The organism is Shinella oryzae (genome assembly GCF_023038235.1).
GTDB lineage: Bacteria > Pseudomonadota > Alphaproteobacteria > Rhizobiales > Rhizobiaceae > Shinella > Shinella sumterensis.
Genome location: NZ_CP081988.1, coordinates 668,812 through 684,226 on the forward strand (window position 1 = coordinate 668,812; position 15,415 = coordinate 684,226).

Genomic DNA, 15,415 nt, shown 5'->3' on the forward strand with positions numbered 1-15,415 from the left:
CTCGTGCCCTCAGGCAATTTCCTCGCCCGGAATTATCGTGCTGGCCGTCAGATGGCTTTGAATACACGAGTCGACACTCAAACCACCGCTTATCGATGGACGATAAGAGGGGCGTTCCGAATACGGAAAACAGCGCCGTCAACAGGAGTTTGGTGGTCTTTCAGAAAGCTGGGCTCGCACGTGAGCCCAGACTATATATCGCCTCCGCGATACGCAAAAAAATCATCGTTTCCAGACGTTTAGCAGGACCTCGATGAATTTTTCAGCCGCAGGCGAAAGCGGTGCGCTGCGGCGGCGGACAATGCCGATGGTTCTGGTGACGACGGGGTCGATGATCGGGCGGGTCACCAGATAGGGGTGCTCCTCCTGGGGCGTGGCAAGCCGCGGCAGGACGGAGATGCCGAGCCCGGCTTCGACCAGGCCGAGCGACGTGTTCAGATGCGTCACCTCGTAGAACCAGTTGAGGCGAAGATTGTGTTTGGCAAGCGCGCCATCCAGAAGCGCCCTGTTGCCGCTGGAGCGGTCGACCACCACCAGGGGATAGCCGTCGAGCTGGCGCCAATGGACCTGATCGAATTCGGCAAGCGGATGGTCCTTGCGCATCGCCAGCACGAACGGGTCGTCGATGAGCGGCTCGAACGACAGGTCCGGATCCGAATTTCCCATCAAGTTGATGCCGAACTCGACTTCTCCGCGCGCGACGGCCTGCAGACCTTCATTGGCGGTGAGATCGCGGATGCGCAGCCTTATGTGCGGGTAATCGTTGCCGAATGTCTTGATGACCGTTGGCAAAAAATAAAACGCGGCGGTGGGTACACACGCCATCGTGATGAGCCCGCGGCGCTGGGAGCCGCCCTCCTTGAGAGCGAAAAGCGACCCGTCGAACTCCTCCAGCATGCGGCGCACAAGCGGCAGCAGTTCCTGTCCGGTCGCCGTCGGCGCAACGTGCCGGGTGGTGCGATCGAGCAGCGGCGCGCCAATGGATTGTTCCAGTTTCTGGATGCGCCGCGTCAATGCGGGCTGCGAAATATGAAGGGCCTCGGCAGCGCGGTGAAAGCTTTCGAGATCGACGACCGCCTGAAAAGCACGCAGATCAAAAATCTCGCAATTTATGCTCATGGCGCATCAATCCCTTCAAACATTGCATTTCACAGCTATCCCACATTTCGCATATTGCAACAAGACACCCGATTAATCCGGGTTACGCAATATTGAGGTGAGGAAATGAACGATCTGATACGCATTCCATGCGTCCTGATGCGCGGAGGCACGTCGCGCGGTCCGTTCTTTCTTGCTTCCGATCTGCCTGCCGACAGAGAACAGCGCGATGCCGTACTCCTGTCCATCATGGGCTCCGGTCACCCTCTCCAGATCGACGGGATCGGCGGCGGAAATCCTGTAACGTCGAAGGTCGCCATCATCGGTCCCGCCAGCGTGGATGGGGCGGATGTCGATTATCTCTTCGCTCAGGTGCGAACCGACAGGCAGATGGTCGACTATTCGCCGAACTGCGGCAACATGCTTGCAGCCGTCGGGCCCTTCGCAATCGAAGCCGGGCTTGTCCAGGCCACCGGAACGAGCACGCTCGTGCGCATTCACAACGTCAACACCAAGAAGATCATCGAGGCCAAGGTGCCGACCCGCAACGGCGAGGTGATCTATCTCGGCGACGCGTCGATCGACGGCGTTCCGGGGCTGGCGGCGCCGATCGCCCTCACCTTTCTTGACGCGGCCGGCGCCAAGACGGGCAAACTGTTTCCCACGGGAAATCCTTCGGATATCATCCAGGGCATACCCGTGACGTCGATCGATTGCGCCATTCCGATGGTTCTGATGCGCGCGGAAGACGTTGGTGTCACCGGTTACGAAGATGCCGCCTCCCTGTCGGCCAACAGTGAATTGATCGCGAAGCTGGCATCCATCCGTACGGAGGCCGGGCGCTTGATGGGCATGGGCGACGTATCGGATATGGTGATCCCGAAACCGGTCATCCTTTCGGCGCCGCGAAAAGGCGGCACGCTGTCCGTCCGCTATTTCATGCCGAATGATTGCCATCCTGCTCTCGCGACCACCGGCGCTGTCGGCATCGCAACGGCAGTGGCCAGCATGGGTACCGTCGCTTCGTCGATTGCCGGCGCTACGGAACTGCCGGCCCTGATTCGTATCGAACACCCCGGCGGACGCATCGACGTCCAACTGGAGATACGAAACGGGGCCACTGTCGCGGGCCTGGTGAGGACCGCAAGACGACTTTTCGAAGGTTATGCCTTCGCAAAGCCCAAAGAGCGTGTGGATCACGCTGCTTAACGCGCTCTGGTGAGGACCGGAGCATTAACGGAGGAAATTCATGCGCAAACTACTTCTGGCGACTGCCGCTGTGCTCGCCCTGACCACTGCCGCCCACGCCGATTCCGTTCGTATGAGCGTCGGCTCCTATAACCTGAACAACCTGCCCTTCCCGGTTGCCGAAAGCCTCGGCTTCTACAAGGAAGAAGGTCTCGACGTGACGATCGAGAACTTCGCCCAGGGCGGTTCGAAGGTGCTTCAGGCGCTGGTTGCCGGCTCGACCGACGTCGCCGTCGGTTTTTACGACCACACGATCCAGATGCAGGCGCAGGGCAAGCACGTCATCGGCTTCATCCAGCTCGCACGCAATTCCGGCCTCGTGCTCGCCGGCAAGAACGACACGGATTTCGACCCGGCCAAGCCGGAAACGATCAAGGGCAAGAATGTCGGCATCACCGCGCCGGGTTCGTCGTCCGACTTCTTCATCCGCTACTATCTCAAGCAGCACGGCCTGACCGACGATGACATCTCGATCATCGGCGTCGGTTCGGGTGCTGCCGCGGTCGCCGCACTCCAGCAGGGCAAGATCGACCTTCTGGTCAACTACGACCCGGCCGCGACGATCGTCGTCGAGCGCGGTCTCGGCAAGATCCTGATCGACGCCCGCAGCGACGAGGGCGCAAAAGCCGTCTACGGCGGCATCTATCCGACGTCCGTGCTCTATGCGAACCAGGACTATATGGAGGCCAACCCGCAGGTCATTCAGAAGGTAACCAATGCGACGCTCAAGGCGCTGCACTGGATGAAGGATCATTCGGCCGAGGAAATCGTCGCCAAGCTGCCGGAGGACTTCGTGTCCGGCGACAAGCAGACGTATATCAAGGCCGTCGAGAACGCCAAGGCGATCTTCTCCGAGGACGGCAAGTTCGTTCCGGCCGATCTGGAAACCCCGCTGGCCGTGCTGAAGAGCTTCAACGAAAGCGTCGGCAACGCCACCATCGATCTGGACGCGACCTACACGAACAAGTTCGTCGAGGCTGCAGGCCAGCCCGCCAAGAACTAAGGAAAACCATCATGTCTATTGCAGCAGCTAAAATCGAGGCTGTGCCGCAGCCCGGTCTGCCCCCGATGGTCACGATCGACGACGTCACGATGGCGTTCGGGTCGTTCGTCGCAGTCGAGAACGTCAACCTCACCGTTGGAAACGGCGAGTTCCTGTCGATCGTCGGGCCGACCGGGTGCGGCAAGTCCACCATCCTCAACGCCATCGCGGGCCTTCTTAAGCCGGCGAAAGGCCAAGTTTCCATCGACGGCGCACAGGTCAAGAGCGTTCAGAACAACATCGGCTATCTCTTCCAGCAGGATGCCCTCCTGCCCTGGAAGACGGCGTTCCAGAACGTCGAGCTCGGCTTGATGTTTCGCGGCGTGCCCGTCGAAGAGCGCCGCGTCAAGGTCATGGCATGGCTGGAGAAGGTCGGCCTGAAGGGCTTCGAAGGCCGCTTCCCGCACCAGCTTTCGGGCGGCCAGCGCAAACGTGTCCAGATGGCGCAGGCGCTGATTACCGAACCCAAGGTCATCCTCATGGACGAGCCCTTCTCCGCGCTCGACATCCATACGCGCCACCTGATGCAGAACGAACTGCTGCGCCTGTGGCAGGAAGACCGCCGCGCTGTCGTCATGATCACCCATGACCTCGAGGAAGCCATTGCGCTCGGCGACCGCGTCGTCGTGCTGGCGGCAGGTCCGCGCAGCCGCGTCATCGAAAGCTTCGGCGTGGATCTCGAACGTCCGAGAAACGTCTCCGAAATCAAGCTCGACCCGAAGTTCATGACCCTTTACCGCGACATCTGGGCGTCGCTCAGGGGCGAAGTGGAGAAGTCCTATGCAAGCCGTTAACGTACGTCTCATCCAGATCACGCTTCTGGCCGTGATCCTTGGTGGCTGGCAGCTCGGCGTGACGACCGGCGTCATCGACCGCTTCTTCTTCCCAGCTCCCCTCGACATCGTCCAGCAGGTTATCACCTGGGTCATCGATCCCGGCTTCTACAAGCATGTCGGCATCACGCTCAGCGAAACCGTGCTCGGCTACCTGATCGGTACTGGCCTCGGCGTCGCCGCAGGTGTCTGGCTTGGCCTGAGCCCCTTCACGGCCCGCATCCTCGATCCGTTCATCAAGGCCATCAACGCCATTCCACGCGTCGTGCTCGCACCGATCTTCGTGCTCTGGCTCGGCCTCGGCCTTTGGTCGAAGGTCGCGCTGGCCGTGACGCTCGTGTTCTTCGTGACGTTCTTCAACGCCATGCAGGGCGTACGCGAAGTCAACCCGGTCGTGCTGTCCAACACGCGCATTCTCGGCGCACGGCGCTCCGATCTGCTCCGCCATGTCTACTTCCCGGCGGCAGCCAGCTGGATCCTGTCGTCGCTGCGCACCTCCGTGGGCTTTGCGGTCGTCGGCGCGATCATCGGCGAGTATCTCGGCGCTTCCGCCGGCCTCGGCTACCTGATCGCCCGTGCGGAAGGCAACTTCGATGCGGTTGGCGTCTTCGCCGGGATTATCATCCTCGCGGTGTTCGTCCTGATCATCGACTTGCTTCTCGACGTCGCCGAAAAGCGCCTGATCACCTGGCGCCCCAAGGCCGGCGAAGAACGCCCGGCCTGAGCGAAATTACCGGAACATCCAGTCTATGGGCGGCCTTGTGCCGCCCATTTTCTTTTGAAGGGACGCGAGCAGAGCCTGTCAGCTCTGCGCCAAAAGCGCCTTGCCTCGTCTGCGGAAGAGCCAGACGGCGCCGACATTGACCAGGAGGATCCGCACCAATTGGCTGGAGGTGACGAGCGCCACATTGGCATGCAGCGCGAGGGCGATAAGCGACATCTCGGTGGTGCCGCCCGGCGCCAGTGAAAGGAAGAGGACGCTGCGATCGAGACCGGCGAGCGGCGCGATGAGCATGGCCGCGCCCAGGCATATGCTGACCAGGATCGGAAGGAGGCAAAGGCCATGGCGCAGCGAGTGCCACAGCAGCGACCAGTTCGTGCCGATGAAGTTGGAGCCGAGGGACGACCCGAGGATAAGCTGGGCAAGCACGATGCTGCCGGGCGGCGGTGCGGCGGTGGAGGCCCCGCCGAGATGGATGGCAGCGCTTAGAAGCAACGGCCCGATGACGGGCGCATTCGGAATACCGAACCATCGTGCAATCCACCACCCGACCGCGCCGGCGCCGACAAGCCAGAGCCAGTCTGCAACGGCAAGATCGGATGCGCCGTGCTGGAAAATCCGGCTCGATTGCGAATCGACGTGAAACAGCGCCGCAAAGGCGAGCGGCACCACCATGACCAGAAGGAAAATGCGCGTGCCGTGTATCAGCGCAATCCGCCGCTCGTCACCGCCTGCAAGCCCGCCCTGCAAGGCCATCTCCTGCAAACCGGCCGGCATCCCCGCGAAATAGGCTGTGATGCGATCGAAACCCGCGACGCGGCGCAGGTACTGATAACCGGCAAATCCGCATAGAATGGTGGTCGACGTGATCGCCCCGACGAGCATCAGCAATGTGCCGATCTCCGTGAAGGCAGACGGCTGGAAAGCCGATCCGAGCATGACGCCGAGAATGGCCGCGAAGGGCGGACGGATTGGCCGCGTCCGGGCAAGAGGCGCACCCGACAATGCGGCAAGCATTGTCACGGTCATTCCACCCAACATCCACGGCAAAGGCAGATGGAGCCGATAAAAGAGCCAGCCGCCGGCTGCCGCGAGGGCAAGCGTCAACGCGATACGCCATGACAGCACGGAGCGAAGGAAGCTGGTCACCATGTCAATCATCTCCCTGCACCCACCTTTCCCTATGGTCAGACGTCACGCGGCACCATCACCGCACCGAGCGCGAGCAGTCGCGCCTTGCGCATGATTCCGGCTGCGATTCCCACGTCCGCCAGCCTATGGTGGTTCAGCGGCAGGACGTCCATGCGGAAACACGGCCCTGCGGAGGTCCTGCCACGGAAGAGAAGAAGCGGTATGGCGCGTTGCGACAATGCAAAGTCCTCCTATGGGGCATGCGCGTGTCCTGCCCGATGGAATGCTGCGACAAAGGCCTTCAATGCAGGCGGATCAGCTCAACGCGTCGCGGATATGGCGACGGTAGCCTGGCCCTTCGGCGAGCCGTTCGGCGTAGGCCGCCAGGTTGGCGTACCCCTCACCCGCCTCGGGCAGCCGGAACCAACGGTAGACGGAGGGCGCCGCAACGATATCGGCGAGCGACAAGGCGTCGCCGGCAAGAAAGCGCGAACCCGCCAGCAACTCGTCCATGGCCGTGACCGCCGCGAGCACAGCCGGCAGGTCTCCATCACCGGACCGCCCGGCCGAACGGGCCTTGCGCAGTCGCGTCAGCGGCGGCGTCAAGGAAAGCGAGGCCCAGTCCATCCACCGGTCCACCATGCTGCGTTGTGCATGATCCTGGGGCCACAGTTCCGTCGGCCCGTATCGGCCTGCCAGATACCGGAGTACCGCGTTGGATTCCCAGACGACCGCCTCGTCGTCGCGCAGTACCGGCACCTTTCCGAACGGATTCATCGCCCGGAATTCCGGCGTGTCCGTGGCGCCGAAGCCGCGCCCCGTGAGGACGAGATCGTAATCCAGGCCGAGTTCGTCCAGCAGCCAGAACACCTTGGCGCTGTTGGAAGAGTTCGGGCGCCCGTAAACAGTCAGCATTATGCGTCTCCCTTACCGGAAAGCCGGGCCATGAGCGGCCCGATGGGTGTGTCGGCGTCGAGCGCGAGGAAGGCGCGATAGACGTCTCCCGCATCCTTATCGCCGAGGCTCGCTGCGGCGCAATCGACGAACTTGTCGCAAAGCTCGTCATCCGACATCGGATTGGCCGGGCCGCGGCCGAAGTTGGTGGATGCGCCGTCCTCGAAGACACGGCCGTCCTTCATCACCACGCGCACGTCGCCACGATAGGCATCGGCATCCCGATGCGCGCGGGCGGTTATACGCGGCAGCAGCGACGCGACGTCCGATGTCAGGAAATGCGCATCCTCGAAATCACCGAGGCGAATCCGGCCTGCCGTCAGCGCCTTGGCGGTCAGGAACTGGACACTGAACTTCGCATCCAGCCCCGAGCGTGGCTCGGGCCGGTTGGTATGCGCAAGGCGACGTTCGTGCGTGCGGGTCTCGATCGTCTCAATGGCGTCGGCCGCGAGGAGGCCTTCCCGCGCGACGATGCGCAAAGCGGCGTCGATGGCCGAATGGGCGCTTCCGCAGCAAGGATGCTGTTTGATCGCAATGCCGGGCTGCAACACTTCCAGTTGGCCGTCCCAACCCTCCAGGATGGCGTCGGCGTCATAGGTGCCCGGGCCGTTGAACAGGTTGAAGAATCCGTAATTGTGCTCGAAGGCCTCGAGGTTCGCGGTCATCCCGCGACGTGTGACAAGGGCGGCCATGATGCCGTTGTGTGCGGCCTGGCCGACATGCAGCGGCTTCACAGGCGTGCCGAAATTCGATTTCAGGCCTGAGGCCATCGAAACCGCGACGGCAAGAGCGGTTGCCATCTGCTCCTCATCGAAGTCGAACATGCGGCTGGCGGCGGCGGCAGCACCGAAGACCCCGAGCGTCGCGGTCGGGTGCCAGCCCTTCTCGTAATGATGCGGAAGCAGACCCCGCGCCAGACGGGTTTCGACCTCGACACCGGTGATCCAGGCTTCGAGCGCCTTGCCGGCGGGCAAGTCGAGCGCCTCGGCCAATCCCAATACGACGGGCACGACGGGAGCCGAGGGATGCCCGCCCATCGTGGTCGAGCAATCGTCAAAATCAAGCGCATGCGCCGCGGTGCCGTTGACGAGCGCGGCATGCAGCATCGAAGCGCGACGCCCGCGTCTGCCCCACAGCGTTACCTGGCCCGGTGCCGCATCGCATTCAAGCACCGCATCCAGCGCATCGAGATAGGGCGCATCGGCACCGGCCAGCGCAACACCGACCGTATCGGCAAAGGCGCGGCGCCCGATGTGAACGGCTTCCTCGGGGACAGTTTCAAGGCGGATCGAAAGCGCCCGGCGGGAAAGTTCGCGTGCAAAACTCATGTCTCTGGTTCCTTCGGATATCTTCAGAGCGTGGCGGCTTCGATGGCGGCCGTCAGGTCCGCCATGCGCGGCAGGTCGTCGAGGCGCATCAACTGGCCAAAGATTTCAGCTGCGCCGTCATCGGAAAGGCTGCGGCGGGCGCAGTCGATGAACTTCGCCTCCAGCATGTCCTGCGGAAGCGGGGCCTCCGGGCCGCGCCCGAGCGGAGCGGCCACCGTCTGGCGCAGTACCGTGCCATCCTCCAGCGTCACCACGACCTCCGCGCCGTAATCGTTGGCGTCGTCGTCATGAGGCTCCATGCGGATCAGGCCCATGACACGCGTAACGGCGGGATCATGAAGCGCTGCGTCCTCGAAATGATCCAGCAGCACCGCGCCGTTCACCAGACCGCGCGCCACCGCATAGGGCAGTGAAAACTTGGCATTGAGGGCGCTTGTCGCGGGATTTCGCACATGCGGCAGAAGGCGGCGGGGATGCATCCGCACCAGCACGTCCGTCACCCCTGCGGTGTTACCAAGCGGGCCGTCATGAAGCTGGATCGCCGCGTCGATCGCGCCATGAACGCTATAGACGCAGGGATATTTCTTGATCGAGATGCCGGGCGCGAGCAGGTCGAGCGGCTGCGCCCATCCGGCAAGCATCCGGTCGATATTATAGTTGCCGGCGCCATTGAACACTTCCAGGAATCCTTGCGGGTGCTCCAGCGCAACCGGCGAGCCGGTCACACCCTTGGAGGCCATCAGCGCGGCGAATAATCCATTTCGCGCGGCGATACCGGCATGCAACGGCTTGGTCGATGTGCCGAAATTGGCCTTCAGACCGGAGGCGAGAGAGGCCGAGATCGAGATCGCATTGGCGATCTCGTCCTGCGAAAGCCCCATCAGCACGGACGCGGCGACAGCGGCCCCGAAGATGCCGAGCGTCGCGGTCGGGTGCCAGCCCTTCTCGTAGTGCTGGAAATTGACGCCCCGTGCAAAGCGCGTCGCCGCCTCGACACCGATAATGTAGGCATCGACGAAGGCCTTGCCGCTCACGCCCCTCATCTCGGCAAGCGCCAGCAAGCCCGGCACGATGATGACGGTCGGATGGCCCGACAGGGACTTCGACGTATCATCGTAGTCCAGCGCATGGCCGGCCGTGCCATTCACGAAGGCGGCATCGAGCATGCCGAGCCTCTCGCGGCGACCAAGGACGAGGCACGCGCCCGCCCCGTAGAGCTCCGGCATGCGGGCAGCGTCCGTTGTCTCGGTCGGCGCGCCCAGCAAGGTGCAGCCGATCATGTCGGCGATGGCATTGCGCGCCCACTTCACAGCGTCCGGGTCGAAGCCGTTCGGGTCAAGCGCGACAACGCGCGCGGCAAGTTCGCGAGAGAGAGACATCGGCAATCACCTTTCGTTGGCCGCGCGCGAGGCGGCACGGTGCTGGGTGGTGGAAACAGGCTGCATCAGGCTTGTGAGACTGCGCAGCGAGGGCTGGTCGGGCAGCGCGATGAGGGACGTGTAGAGGCGTTCCGACATGTCGGGCGAAAGGACACGTCCGGCGCAATCATCAAACTTCGCGCGGAACTGGGCCTCGGTCATCGGATTGGACGGGCCCCGGCCCATGGCAACGCTTGCGCTGGCCGTCAGGCTGCGGCCATCGGCAAGACGCAGTGTGACGTGGCCGAGCGACAGGTCCCCTTCCTCATGGGCGACAAGCCGAACGCGTGCAGCAAGCGCCGATGTCGCACCGTCGGACAGCAGCGGCTCCTCGAAATCCGCGAAGCCGACAGTACCGGCGATCAGAGCCCGCGCCGTCAGATATTGGGTCGAGAACTTGGCATCCAGACCGTCACGGGGCTTTGGCCGGTCGATGTTTCGCAGACGGCGCGCATGCAGCGCAACTTCGACCTCCGCGATATCACCGACGGCGACGGTGCCACGCAACTCGCAGGCCGCGTCGATAACGCAGTGGATGAAGGCGCAGCAGGGATACTGCTTGATCGCAATACCCGGTGACAGAAGCGCGAAGTCCCTGCCCCAGCCATCCAGAGCGGGCGCGATATCGGTCGTGACGCCACCATTGAATGCCGCCATGAAACCAAATTTGTGTTCCAGCACGGCTGGTCCAGCGGTGAAGCCTTTCTCGGCCAAAAGCGCGGCTTGCAGGCCGTTGCGGTTGGCCTGGCCGGCATGCAACGGCTTCGTCATCGTTCCCGAATTCGCCCGAAGACCCGCCGCGCAGGACGCCGCGATCCCGATGGCGGTCGCCATGCGTTCGGGTGTGAGCCTCAGTAGCCGCCCTGCCGCGACCGCCGCGCCGATCACCCCGAAGGTAACGGTCGGATGCCAGCCACGATCGGCATGGGCAGGGTTGGACAAACGTGCGATGCGGATTTCAGTCTCGACGCCTGCAACATAGGCCGTCAGAAGATCGGCGCCATCGCAGTCAAGCTGGTCGCCCAGCGCCAGAAGCGCCGGAACGATCGAGACGGACGGATGGCCGTCCATTTCGAGATTGCAGTCGTCGAAATCGAGTGCATGCGCGGCAATGCCGTTGATCTGCGCGGCATCGAGCGGATGCAGTCGCCCTTGCCGACCGAGAAGCGCGGACGGGCCGGCAGCGGCGGGCAGAACGGCGTCGGCAAGATGCACGACGTCCTCGTCGGCACCGGCAATTCCGCAGGCGACAGTATCGGCGAAAGCGCGGCAAGCCCAGTCGCGGGCCGCGGCGCTGAGGTCAGCAAAGCTCAGGCCTGCGGCGCGCGCCGCAAGCTCAGGCGTCAAAGACGTCACGGAAATCTCCTGTCTTTCAGTGTGGCCCGCCGTCGGGGCGAGCCGTAAGCGTCAGTGTTTGAGGATCTGGTCGAGGAAGGTGCGTGTGCGCTCCTCGCGCGGATTGCCGAAGAATTCCTCGGGCGGCGCGCTTTCGACCATCCGGCCGTCGGCCATGAAGACGACATTGTCCGCAACGGTACGGGCAAAGCCCATCTCGTGGGTCACGACGATCATGGTCATGCCGCTTTGCGCAAGCTCGATCATCGTATCGAGCACTTCCTTGATCATCTCGGGATCGAGCGCCGAGGTCGGCTCGTCGAACAGCATGATCTCAGGCTCCATGCAAAGGGAGCGGGCGATGGCCACGCGCTGCTGCTGCCCGCCGGACAGCTGCAATGGATACTTCCGCGCCTGCTCGGGAATGCGGACCTTGCGCAAGAAATGCATGGCGAGGTCTTCCGCGTCGGCCTTCTTCATCTGGCGGGTGAGCATCGGCCCGAGGGTCAGGTTCTCAAGAACCGTGAGATGCGGGAACAGGTTGAAGTTCTGAAACACCATGCCGATGTTGCGGCGGATGGCGTCGATGTTCTTCACATTGTCCGTCATCTCCAGGCCTTTGACGAAAATCCGGCCTTCCTGGTGCACTTCCAGGCGGTTGATGCAGCGAATGAGCGTGGACTTGCCGGAACCGGACGGTCCGCAGACCACGACGCGTTCGCCCTTGCGGACATCGAGGTCGACGGCGCACAGCACCTGGAACTGGCCATACCATTTGGAAACGTTGTGCAGGCTGATGATCGGGGCGTCTGCCGCCTGCATGGACGTGGACTGGGACATGAATATCTCCGATTTCGGCTGTCAGATGCGGCCGCTGGCGATCCACTTCTCCACCTTGCGCGCATAGAGCGAGAGCGCGTAGCCGAAGAAGAGATAGACAGCCGCGACGAACAGGTAGGCCTCGACGTAGAACTTGCGCCAAAGCGGATCCTGCATGACAGCCGTGGTTGCGGTGAGAATATCGAACAGGCCGATGATGATCACGAAGGACGTGTTCTTCATGGCGGCAATGATGTGGTTCGTAATGGCCGGCAGGCAGATGCGCAGCGCCTGAGGCAGGATGATGCGCGTGGTCGTCTGCCAATAGGTCAGGCTGAGCGACGCCGCGGCCTCGTACTGACCACGCGGAATGGCCTGGAGACCGCCACGGATCACCTCTGCCTGGTAGCAGGCGAAGAAGATCGCAATGCCGATCGTGATGCGCAACAGCTTGTCCACCTGGACTCCGGCCGGCAGGAACAGCGGAAAGACGTTTACGGCAACGAACAGGATGGTGATGAGCGGAACACCGCGCAGCGCTTCGATAAAGACGACCGAAACGCCCCTGGCGACGGGGAGCGGCGCACGTCGGCCGAGTGCAAGCAGCACGGCAACCGGCATGCCGAACAACACGGTGCCCGTAAACAGCAGCATGGTGAGCGGCAGGCCGCCCCATTCCGATGTCGGTACATAGCGGAGACCGAGGACACCGCCGAACATCAGCACGCCGATGGACACGGCCGCCACGCACCATAGCGGAACCAGAAGACGCAAGTTCCAGTTGCGCGGCATCAGCGAGAAAACGACCGTTCCGAGATAGATGGCCATCATCAGGACCAGCCGCCAATGCTCATCATAGGGATAGAGCCCGAACAGCATCGGCCGGTGCTTTTCGACGATGACCGCCCAGCAGGCACCCGTGGCGGCACGGCATACCTCGGGATCGGATGTAAACCAGACCGCGTTGATCACACCCCAATCCAGAACGAACCAGAAGAAGCGCAGCAGCACGGCGGCCGTAATAACGGTCAGGAGGGTCTGCCAGACGGAGCTGAACAGATTCCGTTTCAGCCAGTCGCCGGCCGACATGCGGGCAAGTGGATCATAGACGGCGGTTGCGAGCGGAGTTTGCGAGGAAGCTGCCTTCATCCTACCGCTCCTTGATCGCCACGAGGCGGTTGTAGGTGTTCATGAGAAGCGACGTCACGACGCTGATGATGAGATAGATCGTCATCATCACGGCGATGGCCTCGACCGCCTGGCCGGTCTGGTTCATCACCGTGTTGCCGATGTTCACGAGGTCGGGATAGCCGACGACGACGGCAATGGAGCTGTTCTTGATGAGGCTGACATACTGGCTCGTCAGCGGCGGCACGATCACGCGCAGCGCCTGAGGCAGAACGACGTAGCGCATGATGAAGCGCGGACGAAGCGCGATGGATCGCGCGGCTTCGACCTGCCCCCTGGGCGTTGCCTCGATGCCGGCGCGGACGATCTCGGCGATGAAGCCGGAAGCGTAAAGCGAGATCCCCGTCATCAGCGCCACGAATTCGGGGCTGATCGTGTAACCGCCGACGAAACTGAAGCCTTTGCGCTCGGGGAAGCTGATCAGGTGCGGAGCACCGAAGGCAAGCCACACGATGAGCGGCAGGCCGATAATGACGGCAACGCTCGGCCACAGCATATCGACGTGCTTGCCGGTCGCCTCGCGATGGCGTCGCGCCCATCGATCGCCGACAGCGGCCAGCACGATACCGGCAACGAGGGCAAGCAACATCCATCCATGCGCGGGGTCGGCGACCGGGGTCGCAAAGGTCAGGCCCCTGTTGCTGAGGAAACCCAATCCCCACAGATCGAGGGCCTGACGCGGCGCAGGCAGGTTGCGGGTGACCGCCGCCCAAAAGATCACCTGAAGAATGACCGGGACGTTGCGAACGATTTCGACATAGCCCGTTGCGATGCGCTGCAGCAGCCAGTTATTCGACACACGGGCAATTCCAACCGAAAAGCCGATGATGGTGGCAAGAACGATGCCCGCTGCCGAGACGCTGAGCGTGTTCAGAAGGCCGACCAGCAAAGCGCGGGCATAGGTGTCACGCGCGGAATAGTTGATCAGCGCCTCGCCGATCTCGAACTGAGAGACTTCCTTCAAAAAGCCGAAACCCGTCGCGATGTTCTGGCGCTGTAGGTTTTCGACCACGTTATGATAGAGGAACAGCCCGATGAAGATGACGGCAGCCGCAAGCGCGATCTGGTAGGCTGCGGCGCGGAAGCCCTCACTGTAGAGCAAGTCTTTCGGCCTGCGGGCGGAGGGCCGCCCGCCGCGCGCCGGAGTGGCATCGATCATATGATATCTCCAGTGGATCTGCGTGCGTGGAGTCCGCGCCCCTCGGGGCGCGGCTCGACCGGCTTATTGCATCGGCAAACCGTAGAGCAGGCCGCCCTCGGTCCACAGCACGTTCTGCTCGCGATCCAGCGCCACCGGGCTATCCGGGCCAAAGTGGCGCATGTAGATGTCCTTGTAGTTGCCCACCTGCTTGACGATGTCGTAGGCCCACGTATTGCTAACGCCGAGCTTGGTGCCGTTGTCGCCGATGACGCCAAGCAGCGTCTGGACATCAGGGTCCGTCGAGGACTTCATTTCGTCGACATTGGCCTGCCTAACGCCCATTTCCTCGGCATTGAACGTCGCGTAGACGACCCACTTGATCAGGTCGTACCACTGGTCATCGCCCTGGCGCACCGCCATGGCGAGCGGCTCCTTGGAGTAGATGCCTGGCAGGAGAACGTGGTCGTCAGGATTTTCCGTGTCGACCGCGCGCACGCCCGGAAGCGCTGCCTTGTCCTTGGTCAGAGCATCGCAGCGGCCGGTCACATAGGCATCGACCAGTTGCTTGTTGTTTTCGATGACGACGGGCGTGTACTTCATGCCGCGCGCGGCGAAGATCTGGGCCACGTTGCGCTCCGTGGTCGAGCCCGGCGCCATGCAGATTGCGGCACCGTCGAGGTCTTCGACCTTGGTGATGCCGTCATCCTTGCGCACCAGGAAACCGGTTCCCGTGTAGAAGATCGGCGGAGAGAAATTGAGGCCCAGCGCCGTATCGCGGCCGAGCGTGGCCGTCACGTTGCGCGCCAGGACGTCGACTTCACCCGACTGGATGGCGGGGAAACGTTGCTGCGAGGACAGGGCAACGAAACGCACCTTGTTCGCATCGCCGAAAATCGCGGCTGCGACCGCATGGCAGAAGTCGACTTCGAAGCCGCTCCACTTGCCCTGGCTGTCGGGCGCGGCAAAGCCGTGGCGCGCCGGGTGGACGCCGCACAGGACCTCTCCACGCGCCTTGACGGCGGCAAGCGTATCGCCCGAATTCGCCTGCGCGGCCGGGACGCCAAGAGCGCCAGCCACGACACCCGCCAGGACGGAGCGTATAACAGCCTTCAACATTGTCATGTCTTCTCCTCATCGTTCCCCAGGGCAGCGGGCTTTA

The 15,415-nt window shown here is 62.8% G+C and carries 15 protein-coding genes; 4 read left to right on the plus strand and 11 right to left on the minus strand.

Annotated features, from left to right (window positions below; all coding sequences use genetic code 11):
• Nucleotides 1–222 precede the first annotated feature (222 nt).
• Nucleotides 223–1,119, minus strand: coding sequence for a LysR family transcriptional regulator (locus K6301_RS19255; protein ID WP_247222162.1), 897 nt, complete (start codon nucleotides 1,117–1,119; stop codon nucleotides 223–225).
• A 105-nt stretch (nucleotides 1,120–1,224) separates the two neighbouring features.
• Between K6301_RS19255 and K6301_RS19260 the strand changes: the two genes are divergently transcribed.
• From K6301_RS19260 to K6301_RS19275, 4 genes are all read left to right on the plus strand, one after another.
• A complete protein-coding gene (locus K6301_RS19260; protein WP_247222164.1) occupies nucleotides 1,225–2,307 on the plus strand; it encodes a 4-oxalomesaconate tautomerase in 1,083 nt (360 codons plus the stop codon).
• Between the two features lie 40 nt (nucleotides 2,308–2,347).
• On the plus strand, nucleotides 2,348–3,349 hold the full coding sequence (locus K6301_RS19265) for an ABC transporter substrate-binding protein (RefSeq protein ID WP_247222165.1): 1,002 nt from the start codon (nucleotides 2,348–2,350) through the stop codon (nucleotides 3,347–3,349).
• Nucleotides 3,350–3,414: 65 nt separating this feature from the next.
• Complete coding sequence (locus K6301_RS19270) at nucleotides 3,415–4,182, plus strand: ABC transporter ATP-binding protein (RefSeq protein WP_167718809.1); 768 nt, start codon at nucleotides 3,415–3,417, stop codon at nucleotides 4,180–4,182.
• Nucleotides 4,169–4,945: an ABC transporter permease gene (locus tag K6301_RS19275; protein ID WP_247222167.1), complete on the plus strand. Its 777-nt coding sequence runs from the start codon at nucleotides 4,169–4,171 to the stop codon at nucleotides 4,943–4,945. The genes K6301_RS19270 and K6301_RS19275 overlap by 14 nt, the downstream gene beginning before the upstream one ends.
• Nucleotides 4,946–5,023: 78 nt before the next feature.
• On the opposite strand, the gene K6301_RS19280 is transcribed toward K6301_RS19275, so the two are convergent.
• The 10 genes from K6301_RS19280 to K6301_RS19325 form a co-directional block, all read right to left on the minus strand.
• A complete protein-coding gene (locus K6301_RS19280) occupies nucleotides 5,024–6,094 on the minus strand; it encodes an AbrB family transcriptional regulator (protein ID WP_247222169.1) in 1,071 nt (356 codons plus the stop codon).
• Between the two features lie 35 nt (nucleotides 6,095–6,129).
• Nucleotides 6,130–6,312 carry a hypothetical protein gene (locus K6301_RS19285; protein WP_247222170.1) on the minus strand — a complete coding sequence of 61 codons (183 nt, stop codon included), beginning with the start codon at nucleotides 6,310–6,312 and terminating at the stop codon, nucleotides 6,130–6,132.
• Between the two features lie 76 nt (nucleotides 6,313–6,388).
• Nucleotides 6,389–6,988, minus strand: a complete 600-nt coding sequence (locus K6301_RS19290) for a glutathione S-transferase family protein (RefSeq protein ID WP_247222171.1) — start codon at nucleotides 6,986–6,988, stop codon at nucleotides 6,389–6,391.
• Complete coding sequence (locus tag K6301_RS19295; RefSeq protein ID WP_247222172.1) at nucleotides 6,988–8,355, minus strand: MmgE/PrpD family protein; 1,368 nt, start codon at nucleotides 8,353–8,355, stop codon at nucleotides 6,988–6,990. The genes K6301_RS19290 and K6301_RS19295 overlap by 1 nt, the downstream gene beginning before the upstream one ends.
• A gap of 23 nt (nucleotides 8,356–8,378) precedes the next feature.
• A complete protein-coding gene (locus tag K6301_RS19300; protein WP_247222173.1) occupies nucleotides 8,379–9,734 on the minus strand; it encodes an MmgE/PrpD family protein in 1,356 nt (451 codons plus the stop codon).
• A 6-nt stretch (nucleotides 9,735–9,740) separates the two neighbouring features.
• Nucleotides 9,741–11,129, minus strand: a complete 1,389-nt coding sequence (locus tag K6301_RS19305) for an MmgE/PrpD family protein (RefSeq protein WP_247222174.1) — start codon at nucleotides 11,127–11,129, stop codon at nucleotides 9,741–9,743.
• Nucleotides 11,130–11,180: 51 nt separating this feature from the next.
• The gene (locus K6301_RS19310) at nucleotides 11,181–11,948 is read right to left on the minus strand and encodes an amino acid ABC transporter ATP-binding protein (protein ID WP_281505905.1); all 768 of its coding nucleotides are present in this window, start codon (nucleotides 11,946–11,948) and stop codon (nucleotides 11,181–11,183) included.
• 21 nt (nucleotides 11,949–11,969) lie between these two features.
• Nucleotides 11,970–13,016 (minus strand): amino acid ABC transporter permease, encoded by a 1,047-nt coding sequence (locus K6301_RS19315; protein ID WP_247222442.1) that lies wholly within the window; start codon nucleotides 13,014–13,016, stop codon nucleotides 11,970–11,972.
• A 61-nt stretch (nucleotides 13,017–13,077) separates the two neighbouring features.
• Nucleotides 13,078–14,274, minus strand: coding sequence for an amino acid ABC transporter permease (locus K6301_RS19320; RefSeq protein ID WP_247222175.1), 1,197 nt, complete (start codon nucleotides 14,272–14,274; stop codon nucleotides 13,078–13,080).
• A gap of 63 nt (nucleotides 14,275–14,337) precedes the next feature.
• On the minus strand, nucleotides 14,338–15,372 hold the full coding sequence (locus K6301_RS19325; RefSeq protein ID WP_247222443.1) for an amino acid ABC transporter substrate-binding protein: 1,035 nt from the start codon (nucleotides 15,370–15,372) through the stop codon (nucleotides 14,338–14,340).
• Between the last annotated feature and the right edge of the window lie 43 nt (nucleotides 15,373–15,415).